Genomic DNA, 14,477 nt, shown 5'->3' on the forward strand with positions numbered 1-14,477 from the left:
TACACATCGGTAGCCATGACCAGCCCAGCACTCAAAGACCCCGCCAAGACCCGCGTCATCGTCGGCATGTCCGGCGGCGTGGACTCTTCCGTCTCCGCCCTTCTGCTCATGGAGCAGGGCTACCAGGTGGAAGGTCTGTTCATGAAGAACTGGGAAGAGGACGACGGCACCGAATACTGCACCGCCCGTGAAGATCTGGCAGACGCCCAGGCCGTGTGCGACCGCATCGGCATCAAGCTGCACACCGCCAACTTCGCTGCCGAATACTGGGACAACGTTTTCGAGCACTTCCTCGAAGAGTACAAGGCCGGCCGTACGCCCAACCCGGACATCCTTTGCAACCGCGAAATCAAGTTCAAGGCGTTCCTCGACTACGCACTGTCGCTGGGTGCAGACCTGATCGCCACTGGCCATTACGTGCGCCGCCGCGACACCGGCGCGATCACCGAACTGCTCAAGGGCCTGGACCCGAACAAGGACCAGAGCTACTTCCTGCATGCCGTCGGCGGCAAGGAAATCGCCCGCACCCTGTTCCCGGTCGGCGAACTGGAAAAGCCCGAGGTTCGCGCCATCGCCGAAAAGCACGGCCTGGCCACTGCCAAGAAGAAGGACTCCACCGGTATCTGCTTCATCGGTGAGCGCCGCTTCAGCGACTTCCTCAAGCAGTACCTGCCGGCCCAGCCAGGTGAGATACAGACCACCGAAGGCGAAGTCATCGGCCGCCATCACGGCCTGATGTACCACACCATCGGCCAGCGCCAGGGCTTGGGCATCGGGGGCTTGAAAGACGCCGGCGACGAGCCGTGGTACGTGCTGCACAAAGACCTGACCCGCAATGTGCTGGTGGTCGGCCAGGGCAACGAACACCCTTGGTTGTTCTCCCGCGCCCTGCTCGCCTCGGAGATCTTCTGGGTCAACCCGATCGACCTCAGCAGCCCGCGTACGCTCACTGCCAAGGTGCGCTACCGTCAGAGCGACCAGCGCTGCACCCTGGAGCTCACCGAAAGCGGCTACCGCGCTGTGTTCGACGAGCCACAGCGCGCCGTTACCCCTGGCCAGTCGGTAGTGTTCTACGACGGCGAGGTGTGCCTGGGCGGCGGCGTGATCGAGACGGCCGAGCCGTGGAGCCCGCGCGCATGAGCAAACTGCAGGAGCAATTGATTGCCCTGGGTGGGGTGTTTCAGGCCGCCGTGCTGGTCGACCGCATCGCCCGCACCGGCCAGGCCAGCGAGGCCGATATCGGCTGCATGCTGGGCAGCCTGCTGGTGCGCGACCCCAAGGACACCCTGGAGGTATTCGGTGGCGACGACCTCAACCTGCGCGACGGTTATCGTGCCCTGGTCGGCGCCCTGGAGCGCGACCCCAGCAGCCTGCAGCGCGAACCGCTGCGTTATGCGCTGTCGATGCTCGGGCTGGAACGCCAGCTGAACAAGCGTGGCGACCTGCTCGACACCATCGGCAACCGCCTGCCGCAAATCCAGTCACAGGCCGACCATTTCGGCCTGGTTCACGAAAACGTCATCGCCTCCAGCGGCGCCTTGTATCAGGACACCTTGAGTACACTGCGCCAGCGCATTCAGGTGCATGGCGACATGCGTTTCCTGCAGCAGGCCAGCAATGCGTCGAAGATCCGCGCCCTGCTGCTGGCAGGCATCCGCGCCGCACGCCTGTGGCGCCAGCTGGGCGGGCATCGCTGGCAGCTGGTGTTCAGCCGGCGCAAATTGCTCAACGAACTGTACGATATGATGCGCACACCTTCCTGAAGGCGGCGCTGAACCCTCGGTAGGAGCGGCCTTGCGTCGCGAAAGGGCTGCGCAGCAGCCCCGGCAATCTATGCTGGGGCGGCTATTTGGGGGCCGCTGCGCAGCCCTTTCGCGACGCAAGGCCGCTCCTACAGGCATTTTTCATGTATCATATGCGCCCTTCCAAAAGCCTGACTGTCCGAGAACACCCCATGCAGCTTTCTTCGCTCACTGCGGTTTCCCCTGTAGACGGCCGTTATGCCGGCAAAACCCAGGCCTTGCGCCCCATTTTCAGCGAATTCGGCCTGATCCGTTTCCGCGCCCTGGTCGAAGTGCGCTGGCTGCAGCGCCTGGCCGCTCACCCGCAAATTGGCGAAGTGCCGGCGTTCTCCGCTGAAGCCAACGCCCTGCTGGACGGCCTGGCCACCGACTTCAAGCTCGAGCACGCTGAACGCGTCAAGGAAATCGAGCGCACCACCAACCATGACGTCAAGGCGATCGAATACCTCCTCAAGGAGCAGGCTGCGCAACTGCCTGAGCTGGCAAAGGTCAGCGAATTCATCCACTTCGCCTGCACCAGTGAGGACATCAACAACCTGTCCCACGCGCTGATGCTGCGTGCTGGCCGCGACGACGTGCTGCTGCCGCTGATGCGTCAGATCGCCGAAGCCATTCGTGCCCTGGCCCATGCCCACGCCGACGTGCCGATGCTGTCGCGCACCCACGGCCAGCCGGCTTCGCCGACCACCCTGGGCAAAGAGCTGGCCAACGTCGTCTACCGCCTGGAGCGCCAGATCGCTCAAGTGGCCGCCGTGCCGCTGCTGGGCAAGATCAACGGCGCCGTGGGCAACTACAACGCCCACCTCTCGGCCTACTCGCAGATCGACTGGGAAGAAAACGCCCGCGCCTTCATCGAAGACGAACTGGGCCTGGTGTTCAACCCGTACACCACCCAGATCGAACCGCACGACTACATCGCCGAGCTGTTCGACGCCATCGCTCGCTTCAACACCATCCTCATCGACTTCGACCGCGACGTCTGGGGCTACATCTCGCTGGGCTACTTCAAGCAGAAGACCGTCGCTGGCGAAATTGGCTCGTCGACCATGCCGCACAAGGTCAACCCGATCGACTTCGAGAACTCCGAAGGCAACCTGGGTATCGCCAACGCCCTGTTCCAGCACCTGGCCAGCAAGCTGCCGATCTCGCGCTGGCAGCGTGACCTGACCGACTCCACCGTGCTGCGCAACCTGGGTGTGGGCTTCGCCCACAGCGTCATCGCCTATGAAGCCAGCCTGAAAGGCATCGGCAAGCTGGAAGTCAACGCCGCGCGTATCGCCGCCGACCTGGACGCCTGCTGGGAAGTCCTCGCCGAGCCAATCCAGACCGTGATGCGCCGCTTCAACATCGAGAACCCCTACGAGAAGCTCAAAGAGCTGACCCGTGGCAAGGGCATCACCCCAGAAGCGCTGCTGACCTTCATCGACGGCCTGGACATGCCAGCCGAAGCCAAGGCCGAGCTCAAGCAATTGACCCCTGCCAGCTACATCGGTAACGCCGCAGCGCAGGCCAAACGCATCTAAGCTGAGCGTCGCCTTCAACGCCCGGCCTGGCCGGGCGTTTTTATTCCCGGACGAAAATTACGTTTTTTCAATAGGTTGAACATGAATCCTGATACTCCACTGCAGCTGCTCGGCGGCATCTCGGCCCGCGAATTCATGCGCGACTACTGGCAGAAGAAGCCGCTGCTGGTGCGCCAGGCATTCCCGGACTTCGAAAGCCCGATCGACCCCGACGAGCTGGCCGGCCTGGCCCTGGAAGAGGAAATCGAGTCGCGCATCGTGCTCGAGCACGGCGCCCACCCGTGGGAGCTGCGCCGCGGCCCGTTCAACGAAGACACCTTCGCCGACCTGCCTGAAAAGGACTGGACCCTGCTGGTTCAGGCCGTCGACCAGTTCGTACCGGAAGTGGCCGAACTGCTGGAGCATTTCCGCTTCCTGCCAAGCTGGCGCATCGACGACGTGATGATCAGCTTCGCCACCCCCGGTGGCAGCGTAGGCCCGCACTTCGACAACTACGACGTGTTCCTGCTGCAAGGCCACGGCCAGCGCAACTGGAAGATCGGCCAGATGTGCAACAGCGACAGCCCGCTGCTGGACCATGCCGACCTGCGCATCCTCGCCGAATTCGAACAGAGCGGCGAATGGACCCTGGAGCCAGGCGACATGCTCTACCTGCCACCGCGCCTGGCCCACTACGGCGTAGCAGTGGACGACTGCCTGACCTACTCGGTCGGCTTCCGCGCCCCGAGCGCCGCCGAAGTGCTGACCCACTTCACCGACTTCCTCGGCCAGTTCCTGCCGGACGAGGAGCGCTACAGCGACGCCGACGCCGAGCCTGCCAGCGACCCACACCAGATCCAGCACGACGCCCTCGACCGCCTCAAGGGCCTGCTCGACAAGCACATGAACGACAAGGACCTGCTGCTGACCTGGTTCGGCCAGTTCATGACCGAGCCGCGCTACCCCGAGCAGGTCGTCGGTGAAGAACTGGACGAGCAGGAGCTGATCGAAGCGCTCGAAGATGGCGCCATCCTGATCCGCAACCCAAGCGCACGCATGGCCTGGTCGGAGCTTGGCGACGACCTGATGCTGTTCGCCAGCGGCCGCAGCTGCCCGCTGCCAGCCAAACTGCGCGAGCTGCTGAAGCTGGTTTGTGCCGCCGACGCGTTACACATCGACAACCTTGCGCAGTGGCTGGAGGATGAAGATGGCCTTATGCTGGTACAGCAATTGATCAAACAAGGAAGCCTGGGATTCGCCAATGAATAAGATTCGTGTGCGCCTCGCCGACTGGCAGAAAGACAACGCCGATATCCGTCGTATCCGTGAAGCGGTGTTCGTCGCCGAACAGCACATTCCGCCGGAGCTGGAGTTCGATTCGGAAGACCAGGACGCGCTGCACTTTCTGGCGCTGGAAGGCGATTACCCGATTGGCACTGCCCGCCTGCTGGCGGACGGCACCATCGGGCGCATATCGGTGCTCAAGGACTGGCGCGGGCTGAAGGTTGGCGACGCGCTGGTCAATGCGGTAATCCTTGAGGCGCAAAACCGCGACCTCAAGCAGCAGATGCTGAGTGCTCAGGTGCATGCCACGCCGTTCTATGAGCGGCTGGGCTTTCGCGTGGTCAGCGAGGAATTCCTCGAAGCCGGCATCCCGCATGTGGACATGGTGCGCGACTCCCGCGAGATCGCCTGAAGCTTCAAACTTGCGCTAAACCCGTGTAGGAGCGGCCTTGTGTCGCGAAAGGGCCGCACAGCGGCCCCGGGGCTTATTGCAGCGCCGTCTGTAACGTCGGGGCTGCTTCGCAGCCCTTTCGCGACACAAGGCCGCTCCTACGCCAACTGCGTTGTTTGGGTAAACCATGCAATAAAAAACCTGTACATCCATCCAGATAAAACTTGCCTCTGCGCCCCCGCTTGCGCATCCTAGTGCCTATCACCCTCGATAAAGCGTCCCGGCCATGCGCCTGTTCCTCTGCGAAAAACCCTCCCAGGCAAAAGACATCGCCAAGATCCTTGGCGCCAACCGCAAGGGCGACGGCTGCTGGCAAGGCACCGACGTCTGCGTCACCTGGTGCATCGGCCACCTGTTGGAAACCGCTCCGCCTGACAGCTACGACGAACGTTACAAGCGCTGGAACCTCGCCGACCTGCCGATCATTCCGGAAAAGTGGAAGATGCTGGTCAAACCCAAGACTGCCAGCCAGTTCAAGGCCGTCAAGCGCCTGCTCGGCGAAGCACGAGAACTGGTAATCGCCACCGATGCCGACCGCGAAGGCGAAATGATTGCCCGCGAGCTGGTCGAACATTGTCGCTATCGTGGGCCCATTCAGCGCTTGTGGCTGTCCGCACTGGACGATGCCTCGATTCGCAAGGCCCTTGCGCGTCTGTTGCCGGGGCAGGACACCTTCAACCTCTATCACTCGGCGCTCGGCCGCTCACGCGCCGACTGGCTCATAGGCATGAACATGAGCAGGCTTTTCACCCTGTTGGGCCGCCAGTCCGGCTATCAGGGTGTGCTACCCGTGGGCCGGGTACAAACACCCACCCTGCGCCTGGTGGTGGACCGCGACCGCAGCATCGCTGATTTCGTACCGGTACCGTTCTGGGCCATCGAGGTGCAACTCGAGCATGCCGGCCTGGTCTTCAATGCACAATGGCGGGCCCCGGAGGGCATCTGTGACGACCAGGGCCGCTGCCTTAACCAGGCGCGGGCCCAACAGGCCGCCACAGACATCGGGAACGCCCGCTCCGCACGGGTGCTCAAGGTGACCACCGAACGCGTATGCGAGGCAGCACCCCTGCCCTTCGACCTCGGCACCCTGCAGGAATTGTGCTCAAAGAAATTCGGCCTTGGCGCCCAGGAAACCCTCGACATTGCCCAGGCCCTGTACGAAACCCACAAGCTGATCACTTACCCACGAAGCGACTGCGGTTACCTGCCGGTCAGCCAACACAGCGAAGCGCCGGCAATCCTCACTGCATTACAGCGCGCCGATAGCAGCCTGGCGCCGTTGCAAGCGCACCTTGAGCCGCACCGCCGCTCGCGGGCCTGGAACGATTCCAAGGTCACCGCGCACCACGGCATCATCCCTACTGCGGCCGCCAGCGACCCGTCACGCTTGCCAGCCAAGCACAAGGCGGTCTATACCCTGATCCGCGCCCGTTACCTGGCCCAGTTCCTACCCAACCACGAGTACGATCGAACCCAGGCCGAGTTCGACTGTGCAGGCCATGCACTGCGCGCCGTGGGCAAGCAGATCGCGGAGCCGGGCTGGCGTCGCGCATTACCAGAAGCGTTGGCCCCGGCCAAAGGCCGCGAAGCGCCGCCGGCGCAAGTCCTGCCAACGTTGCGTGAGGGCCAGGACTGCTCGGTGCAGGGCCTGCAGTTGAAAGACCTGTGGACCCAACCGCCCAAACCCTTCACCGAAGGCGACCTGATCAAGGCCATGAAGAACGTCGCCAAACTGGTGGACGACCCGCGGCTGAAACAGAAGCTCAAGGAAACCACCGGCATCGGCACCGAGGCGACCCGTGCCAGCATCATCCAGGGCCTGCTCGACCGCGGCTACCTGGTCAAGAACGGCAAGGCACTGGCCGCCACCCCAGCGGCTTTCAGCCTGATCGACGCAGTGCCACGCGCCATCGCCGACCCAGGTACCACGGCAATCTGGGAGCAGGCGCTGGACATGGTGCAAAGTGGTGAAATGAGCCTGGAGGACTTCGTGGCGCGGCAGTCGGCATGGATGGGCAAGCTTGTGGAGCGCTGCAGCGGCATGCGCATGACGATAAACGGGCCAGCGGTGGGCAAGGCTGCGCCGTGGAAGAAAAAGCGCAGGAGCGGGGGCAAAGGCAAGCCTGCAGCTAACGGCGCCAAGGCCACGGGCAGCAAGGCCCGGCAGCCTCGGCGCAAGGCCCCCAACTGAATAGCCAGCCACAGCAGCACGGCATCACTTCCAGACGCGATCCTCGCTCCAGCCAAGCTCGGCAAAATCATGCGCCCGCAAACCGGCCTCTTCCTCACAGAAGAACTCATCCAGTTGGGGCGGTCGCACCGCTGTATCGCTGAGCATGGCATGGACCTGCCCACGGTGATGGATCTGGTGCTCGAACAGGTGGGCAAGCAAGCGCAGCCGCTGTTCACGCTGCACACGGTCGGGCCTTACGATACTCACGTAGCGCGATAGCTGGTCGTCGCTCAGCACACTGCAGTAGGCGATCAGCCGGTGGTCAGCCTGGGCCTGTTCGGCGTGCAGGTCGGTGCATGTGGCAAAAGGTTGCTCCGGCTCGAAGAAACGTTCACCGTCGGGCTCAGGCGCCTCGCCACGCTGCTCGCACTCGAGCATGTGCAGGTAGAACCAGTCCACCGTCAGCAAATGGTTGAGGGTGGCCTTGATCGATGGGAAGAAGCTGCACCGGGGCGCGACGAACTCGTCCTGGGTCAGTTGCAGGCAGGCCTTGTACAGGCGGTGATTGGCCCAGCCATTGTTGTAGGCCTGGGTCAGCAGATGATGCGACAGCGGCTCCATGGTTCGGCTCCTTCAGGCGAAGCGTTGCAGTTGCATCTCCCGTAGCCGGCTCAGGGTCCTTTGGTACGGGAACGCCAGATACCCTTGAGTGTAGAGCGCTTCGAGCGGAACCTGCGCCTCAAGGTACAGCGCCACCCTACGGTCGTAGCATTCGTCGACCAGGGCAATGAAGCGGCGGACAGCGTCATCCTTGGCAGCCAGCGCTGGCAGTTGCCGATCCCCCGCCTCTACCCGCGCGGCTCCATCTTCGGTACCACGGGCAATACGCCCGGCCCGCTGCTCGCCGCTCAGGGCTGGAATGCCTTCGACCAGGATTGCCGAGAACTGATCGCACAGCGCCATGAACTCCATCGCCGCCAGTGGTTGCTCGCACAGGTCGGAGAAGCGACACCAGATCGCTTGGCTGCTACGCCGGATCACCTGGATTTGCCTTGAACCCACTGCGAACGACTGCGCACTGCCCGGATCGTCGGGGCTGAGCTGCTTGAAAACCGCCTCGAGCGCCTTTGCCTTACCAGCTTCAGCCACCCAGTAGCGCTGGTGTGCGGCCCCAGGGTGAAGACGATGGTCTTGTTCACCTGCCACCGCCAGGACCTGCATGTGCCGTTCGATGGCGGTGATGGCCGGCAGAAAACGATCGCGGTTGAAACCGTCCTGGTACAACAGATGCGGTGGCTGGTTGGAAGTGGCAACCACCACCACGCCATGATCGAACAACACCTGGAACAGGCGGCCGAGAATGATTGCATCTGCGATGTCGCTGACAAAAAGTTCGTCGAAGCACAGCACGCGGATTTGCCCTGCCAGCTCTTGGGCAAGAGCCTGCAACGGATCAGCGGTGCCGTTGAGCTGGAACAGCCGCTGATGGACCCACGCCATGAAATGGTGAAAGTGCTGACGCCGGGCGGCAATGCTCAGGCAGCGGTGGAACAGGTCCATGAGCCAGGTCTTGCCGCGGCCGACCGGCCCCCACAGGTAAAGCCCCTGGGCGGGACTGCCCCGCTCGAGGGCTTCGAAACAGGCTTGCAAGGCATTGACGGCCTGCGCTTGCTGCGGGTCGGGGACGTAGCCTTGATCGGCAAGGGCCTGCTGATAGAGCGTTTTGGGGTCAAATGCCATGCAGCATTATGTTTAAGGCCCCCATCGTCGGCAAGCCTGCGCCCACTCATGCATCACCGCGCTTGCAATTAGCGAGGCAGCTTGCCAGCGATAGGGCCGGTAAAGCCCGGAATAGCTTTCAGCCCTCGCTCAGACCCACTTTGAGCAGCGACCCGTCCTTTTCATCGATGAGCACATACAGGTAGCCATCCGGCCCAACCCGCACATCGCGGATTCGCGCCTTCAAGTCCCCTAGCAAGCGCTCCTCATGGACGATCTTGTCGCCCTCTAGCTGCAGGCGAATCAGCTCTTGGGTAGCCAGCGCACCGATGAACAGATTGTGGTCCCAGGCCTTGAACGTGGGGCTGTCATAAAAAGCCATGCCACTGATGCCTGGGGACTTTTCCCAAACATGATGCGGGTCGACCATGCCGTCGACATGCTCGCCCTTGGCCTCAGGGATCGGCATCAGCGAGTAGTTGATGCCGTGAGTGGCGATCGGCCAACCGTAGTTCTTCCCCGCCTGCGGGATATTGATCTCGTCACCGCCGCGGGGGCCATGTTCGTGGGTCCAGAGCTTACCAGTCCAAGGATTGAGGGCCGCCCCCTGCTGATTACGGTGGCCGAATGACCAGATCTCGGCGCGAACTGCTTTTTTCCCGACGAAGGGGTTGTCTTTGGGCACTTCACCATCGGGCAGGATGCGCACGATTTTGCCCTGCAGCTTGTCCAGGTCCTGCGCCGTGGGGCGCTGGTTGTTCTCGCCCAGCGCAATGAACAGGTAGCCGTGGCGATCGAACACCAAGCGCGAGCCGAAGTGATTGCCCACCGAAAGCTTCGGTTGCTGACGGAAGATCACGTCGAAGTTTTCCAAGCGTGCGCGATCTTCGGACAGTTGGCCACGACCAACGGCAGTGCCGGCCTTGCCATCACTGCCCTCTTCGGCATACGACAGGTATACGGTACGGTCCTGGGCAAACTCGGGTGACAACACCACATCGAGCAGACCGCCCTGGCCCTCTGCCCAGACCTTGGGCACCCCGCTTATGGGGGGCCCGACCTTGCCTTCGGCATTGACCACACGCAGGTTACCGGAGCGTTCAGTCACCAGCATATCCTTGCCGCCTGGCAGGAACGCGAGCGCCCAAGGGTTGCGCAAGCCGTCGGCCACGGTGCTGACGGTTACCTGCCCCTCCTCGCTGGGGAAGTGCTCCTCGGCGGCGGCGTGCGCGAGCAGTGGCAGCAGTGTGGCAGCGGTAAGCGTGGTCAGCCAGGTAGCTTTGATCATGCAGGATTCCTTTCAGTGGTACTCAGGGCGCGCGCCGGGTGTCACGCGGTGGGCGGGTGGGTTCCAGATTCGGCGTCTGCTGCTGGCGGCGCAGGTTTTCACCATTACCGATGCCGCGGTTGTCCAGGGAAGGTGTGCGCTGGATGGGCTGGGTAGAAGGGCCGCGCACCGGTGGTGTGACAGGTTGGCTGCCTTGGCGGCTGTTGGGGTTGGCGCGCTGGATCGGGCTGTTGTAGGGGTTGTTGTTACTGGCAGCGAGCAGCAAGGGCTGCACGGGCGCCGCCTGTGCAGACAAGCCCAGCAACAAGCCGACGGCCAGGGCTGGCAATGTAAGATTCATACTCCACCTCGTGTACGAAAAGGTGCGCCTCATGCGTTTGATAGCGTAAGGCGCGAGGCGTTCGCAGAAAAAGGGTGAATGCGATTCGTGATGTTTCAGTATGAACCTCAGGCAGCCCTGCTCGCCTTGAAGACTATGCCAGGCATGGGCCTTCGATGCTCGAAGGGTGAGATTGCGGCATCCTCAGAAGTAGAACCGCTGCTTTCAACACTGACTTACATTTGCCACACTTAAGGCCAGTTTCCATTGGCAAGGTCCATTTGCATGACTGCCGCTTTGCAACGCTACGCCCGACTATCGCTGGTCTTGCTGCTGGCTGGCGTGTTAAACGCCTGCGCATTGCTCCAGGCGCGCGACCCGCTGAACATCAGCGTGATCGGCATCGAACCACTGGCAGGGCAAGAACTGGAGATGCGCATGGCGGTAAAGATGCGTGTACAAAATCCTAACGAGGCCCCAGTCGACTACAACGGCATCGCGCTGAATCTGGAGGTCAATGGCCAGGCCCTGGCCTCTGGGGTTAGCGACCAGCAGGGGCATATTGGCCGTTACAGTGAAGCGGTGGTGGTGGTACCGGTGAGCGTCACGGCTTTTGCATTCCTGCGCCAGGCCTATGGTCTGAGCAGGCTCGACTCGCTACAAGGGATGCCTTATATACTGCGCGGGAAACTGGCTGGCGGCCCCCTGGGCACCGTGCGCTTCACCGATGAGGGCAAGCTGGACCTGCCCAAAGGGGGCAACCTGTATTGGTGACAGGCTGCGGATCATCAACGGTTGGTGCTGGCGGCGGCCATCATCTTGTTGACCTCGCTGCGTACCATGCTGGCGTATTCAGGCGGCGACATGCCGTCCAGTTCGGCACGTACCCATTCGGCCCATTTGCCCTTGCGGCGCGGCTTTTCCGAAATCAGCCGAGCTGCGTCGCCCTTCGCCTTGCCCAGATTGTTCTGCCACAGTTCGAACAGCCGCGCCTTTTCTGCCTCGATCTGTGCCCGTTCCTCGAAGCTCCTGTTGGCCAGATTGAAACTCATGAAAGTACCTGCCAGTTGAAATGGCCGCTATCTTACACCGTAGTGCTGCTTCATCGCTAAGCTGGCGCAACTTTCCCGGCGCACCGGCATCCATTGCTTACCCCCTATCGACGAGGACATGTTCATGGCCCGAAAATCAGCCATTGCAGCTAACAGCGAGCAGATCAAGGATCAGGTGTTCAGTGAGCTGCAGGCATTGATCGAAGAGTCGGAGAAGCTGCTCAACGACAGCGCCTCTCTGGTAGGTGAAGAAGCCGACACGCTGCGCGCGCAGGTCAGCCTGAAACTTCGCCAGGCTCGAGAGGCGGCCGGGCAGGTGCGCGCCAAGGCACAACCGGTAGTAGACGCAACCCAGGACTATATCGGCGGCCACCCATGGCAGACCGTTGCGGTTTCTGCCGGGTTTGGCCTGGTAATTGGCCTGCTGCTAGGCCGCCGCCACTAGACCGTTCCCCAGGCGTAGTGCCGGCTGCTTCAAATCAGGCGGCCTGCGCCATCGGAATACCACTGTGGAAACGCAATTCCTGGTCAGCAGACAGGATCAACTCCGCTTCCGCATCGCGCACCTGCTGAACCCGCTGGGCTATATCTGCTTCATCACCATACTGATGGGCGAGTTTCAGGTAACCCTGGTAGTGACGCGCTTCGCTTTTCAGCAAGCCGTGATAGAAAGTGCCGAGCTCTTCATCAAGGTGCGGGACCAATGCTGCAAAGCGTTCGCAGCTGCGAGCTTCGATAAATGCCCCTACCACTAGCGTATCCACCAGCTTGACTGGTTCATGGGCACGTACCAGGCGACGCAAGCCAGAGGCGTAGCGCCCTGCCGACACTGGCCGCAAAGGCACACCACGGCGCTTCATCAAGCGCAAAACCTGCTCATGATGTACCAGTTCCTCTCGGGCCAGGCGCGACATCATGTTGATCAGGTCCAGGTGGGTGTTGTACTTGGCGATCAGGCTCAGCGCAGTGCTGGCAGCTTTGAACTCACAGTTCTTGTGGTCGATCAGCAAGGTTTCCTGGTCGGCGATGGCCGCTTCGATCCAGGCGTCTGGAGTCTTGCAACCTAGGAAGGCATCGATTTCGGGGATCAGGGACATAACGTACAATCACACACAGCAGGCAGGACGGGCGATTATACCGGCGCCAATCATGAGCGCCAGTGGCTATGCTTGATGTACATCAAGCGGCGACGCAAGGCTCGCCTACTATAGTCAGGCATAGGCCACCATCTTTTGAGGGGAGTTCATGCCCATGCAAGCTGTCCGTAGCATTCTAGTGGTACTCGATCCCGATCATGCCCATAGCCGTGCGTTGACCCGTGCCAAGCTTATAGCCGGCGTAACCGGTGCGCGCCTGCACCTGCTCATGTGCGACAAAAAACAGGATCACAGTGCACTACTCAGCCTGCTTGGCAGTCAGCTACACGACGATGGCTACGATAACGTCTCTCATGAACAGAACTGGAACGAGACCCTGCACGAGTCGATCATCGCCGTTCAGCAGGCTGAAGGCTGTGACCTGGTGATCAAGGAACACCGGCCGGACAACCCCCTGCGCAAGGCATTGCTGACGCCAAGTGACTGGAAACTTCTGCGCCAGTGCCCTTGCGCCGTGTTGATGGTCAAGAGCGAGCGGCCCTGGACGGGAGGCAAGATTTTGGCAGCAGTGGATGTCGGCAACGATGACGAAGACCATCGGCGGCTGCATACCAGCATCATCGACCATGGCTATGACATTGCCAGCCTGGCAAAAGGTGAACTGCACGTGATCAGTGCGCATCCCTCCCCCATGCTGGCAGCATCCGATCCGGTCTACCAGCTCAGTGAGACCATCGAAAAACGCTACCGAGAGGCGTGCAGTGCTTTCCAGGCCGAATATGATATCAGCGAAGATCGCCTGCATGTCGCAGAGGGCCCTGCGGATGTGCTGATACCTCATACCGAGCAGAAGCTCGATGCAGTGGTCACGGTCATTGGCACTGTCGCGCGCACGGGCATCTCAGGTGCCTTGATTGGCAATACCTCTGAAGTCGTGCTCGATACGCTGGTAGGTGATGTGCTGGTACTTAAAAGTGAAGAGGCGATCGCGCACCTGGCTGAATTGGCCCGAGGCTAGAAATTTTTGCGCACAAAGACAAAACCCCTACCTGCTTGCGCAGATAGGGGTTTTGCGAAATGAATCTTGACGATGACCTACTCTCACATGGGGAAACCCCACACTACCATCGGCGATGCATCGTTTCACTACTGAGTTCGGGATGGGATCAGGTGGTTCCAATGCTCTATGGTCGTCAAGAAATTCTGTAGCCAGAATGTCCAGATGGACAGCCCAGCGAATTCGGATATGCGATAGTTGTGATGTTGCGAACTTTCGGTTCTTTCGTCTTCACCACCACAATCTGCAGAAGCAAATTGCTTGGGTGTTATATGGTCAAGCCTCACGGGCAATTAGTATTGGTTAGCTCAACGCCTCACAGCGCTTACACACCCAACCTATCAACGTCGTAGTCTTCGACGGCCCTTTAGGGGATTCAAGATCCCAGTGAGATCTCATCTTGAGGCAAGTTTCCCGCTTAGATGCTTTCAGCGGTTATCTCTTCCGAACATAGCTACCCGGCAATGCCACTGGCGTGACAACCGGAACACCAGAGGTTCGTCCACTCCGGTCCTCTCGTACTAGGAGCAGCCCCTCTCAAATCTCAAACGTCCACGGCAGATAGGGACCGAACTGTCTCACGACGTTCTAAACCCAGCTCGCGTACCACTTTAAATGGCGAACAGCCATACCCTTGGGACCGGCTTCAGCCCCAGGATGTGATGAGCCGACATCGAGGTGCCAAACACCGCCGTCGATATGAACTCTTGGGCGGTATCAGCCTGTTATCCCC

Annotated in this window: 15 protein-coding genes and 2 rRNA genes; 9 read left to right on the plus strand and 8 right to left on the minus strand. The window is 61.2% G+C overall.

Going from position 1 to position 14,477, the window contains the following annotated elements; genetic code table 11:
- Positions 1–15 precede the first annotated feature (15 nt).
- The 6 genes from mnmA to BLX42_RS25195 all read left to right on the plus strand — a co-directional run bounded on the left by mnmA (position 16) and on the right by BLX42_RS25195 (position 7,230).
- Complete coding sequence (gene mnmA, locus BLX42_RS25170) at positions 16–1,140, plus strand: tRNA 2-thiouridine(34) synthase MnmA (RefSeq protein WP_046788269.1); 1,125 nt, start codon at positions 16–18, stop codon at positions 1,138–1,140.
- The gene (hflD, locus tag BLX42_RS25175; RefSeq protein WP_046788270.1) at positions 1,137–1,763 is read left to right on the plus strand and encodes a high frequency lysogenization protein HflD; all 627 of its coding nucleotides are present in this window, start codon (positions 1,137–1,139) and stop codon (positions 1,761–1,763) included. The genes mnmA and hflD overlap by 4 nt, the downstream gene beginning before the upstream one ends.
- A gap of 191 nt (positions 1,764–1,954) precedes the next feature.
- Positions 1,955–3,325, plus strand: coding sequence for an adenylosuccinate lyase (purB, locus tag BLX42_RS25180; protein WP_046788271.1), 1,371 nt, complete (start codon positions 1,955–1,957; stop codon positions 3,323–3,325).
- A gap of 81 nt (positions 3,326–3,406) precedes the next feature.
- On the plus strand, positions 3,407–4,573 hold the full coding sequence (locus tag BLX42_RS25185) for a cupin domain-containing protein (protein WP_161872883.1): 1,167 nt from the start codon (positions 3,407–3,409) through the stop codon (positions 4,571–4,573).
- On the plus strand, positions 4,566–5,000 hold the full coding sequence (locus tag BLX42_RS25190) for a GNAT family N-acetyltransferase (protein ID WP_012315260.1): 435 nt from the start codon (positions 4,566–4,568) through the stop codon (positions 4,998–5,000). Before BLX42_RS25185 ends, BLX42_RS25190 begins: the two co-directional genes overlap by 8 nt.
- A gap of 265 nt (positions 5,001–5,265) precedes the next feature.
- Complete coding sequence (locus BLX42_RS25195) at positions 5,266–7,230, plus strand: DNA topoisomerase III (RefSeq protein ID WP_161872884.1); 1,965 nt, start codon at positions 5,266–5,268, stop codon at positions 7,228–7,230.
- A gap of 24 nt (positions 7,231–7,254) precedes the next feature.
- Here the strand turns inward: BLX42_RS25195 and BLX42_RS25200 are convergent, their stop codons facing one another.
- The 4 genes from BLX42_RS25200 to BLX42_RS25215 all read right to left on the minus strand — a co-directional run bounded on the left by BLX42_RS25200 (position 7,255) and on the right by BLX42_RS25215 (position 10,559).
- Positions 7,255–7,833, minus strand: a complete 579-nt coding sequence (locus BLX42_RS25200; RefSeq protein ID WP_046788274.1) for a DinB family protein — start codon at positions 7,831–7,833, stop codon at positions 7,255–7,257.
- Between the two features lie 12 nt (positions 7,834–7,845).
- On the minus strand, positions 7,846–8,952 hold the full coding sequence (zapE, locus tag BLX42_RS25205) for a cell division protein ZapE (RefSeq protein ID WP_161872885.1): 1,107 nt from the start codon (positions 8,950–8,952) through the stop codon (positions 7,846–7,848).
- A gap of 118 nt (positions 8,953–9,070) precedes the next feature.
- Positions 9,071–10,219 carry a PQQ-dependent sugar dehydrogenase gene (locus BLX42_RS25210; RefSeq protein ID WP_046788276.1) on the minus strand — a complete coding sequence of 383 codons (1,149 nt, stop codon included), beginning with the start codon at positions 10,217–10,219 and terminating at the stop codon, positions 9,071–9,073.
- 22 nt (positions 10,220–10,241) lie between these two features.
- Positions 10,242–10,559, minus strand: a complete 318-nt coding sequence (locus tag BLX42_RS25215) for a hypothetical protein (RefSeq protein WP_046788277.1) — start codon at positions 10,557–10,559, stop codon at positions 10,242–10,244.
- A gap of 264 nt (positions 10,560–10,823) precedes the next feature.
- Here BLX42_RS25215 and BLX42_RS25220 point away from each other — a divergent pair, with 264 nt between their 5' ends.
- Positions 10,824–11,312 (plus strand): LEA type 2 family protein, encoded by a 489-nt coding sequence (locus tag BLX42_RS25220; RefSeq protein WP_161872886.1) that lies wholly within the window; start codon positions 10,824–10,826, stop codon positions 11,310–11,312.
- A 14-nt stretch (positions 11,313–11,326) separates the two neighbouring features.
- Here the strand turns inward: BLX42_RS25220 and BLX42_RS25225 are convergent, their stop codons facing one another.
- A complete protein-coding gene (locus tag BLX42_RS25225; RefSeq protein WP_012315267.1) occupies positions 11,327–11,590 on the minus strand; it encodes a hypothetical protein in 264 nt (87 codons plus the stop codon).
- 124 nt (positions 11,591–11,714) lie between these two features.
- Here BLX42_RS25225 and BLX42_RS25230 point away from each other — a divergent pair, with 124 nt between their 5' ends.
- Positions 11,715–12,035 (plus strand): YqjD family protein, encoded by a 321-nt coding sequence (locus BLX42_RS25230; protein WP_115274327.1) that lies wholly within the window; start codon positions 11,715–11,717, stop codon positions 12,033–12,035.
- 34 nt (positions 12,036–12,069) lie between these two features.
- Here the strand turns inward: BLX42_RS25230 and BLX42_RS25235 are convergent, their stop codons facing one another.
- A complete protein-coding gene (locus BLX42_RS25235; RefSeq protein ID WP_119687457.1) occupies positions 12,070–12,687 on the minus strand; it encodes a tRNA-(ms[2]io[6]A)-hydroxylase in 618 nt (205 codons plus the stop codon).
- Between the two features lie 154 nt (positions 12,688–12,841).
- Between BLX42_RS25235 and BLX42_RS25240 the strand changes: the two genes are divergently transcribed.
- Positions 12,842–13,705: a universal stress protein gene (locus tag BLX42_RS25240; RefSeq protein WP_046788281.1), complete on the plus strand. Its 864-nt coding sequence runs from the start codon at positions 12,842–12,844 to the stop codon at positions 13,703–13,705.
- 64 nt (positions 13,706–13,769) lie between these two features.
- Here the strand turns inward: BLX42_RS25240 and rrf are convergent.
- A 5S ribosomal RNA gene (rrf, locus tag BLX42_RS25245) occupies positions 13,770–13,885 on the minus strand.
- 131 nt (positions 13,886–14,016) lie between these two features.
- Positions 14,017–14,477, minus strand: a 23S ribosomal RNA gene (locus tag BLX42_RS25250); the annotation flags it as partial.

This window comes from Pseudomonas sp. SG-MS2 (assembly GCF_009933855.1).
GTDB classification, from domain to species: Bacteria; Pseudomonadota; Gammaproteobacteria; order Pseudomonadales; family Pseudomonadaceae; genus Aquipseudomonas; species Aquipseudomonas putida_E.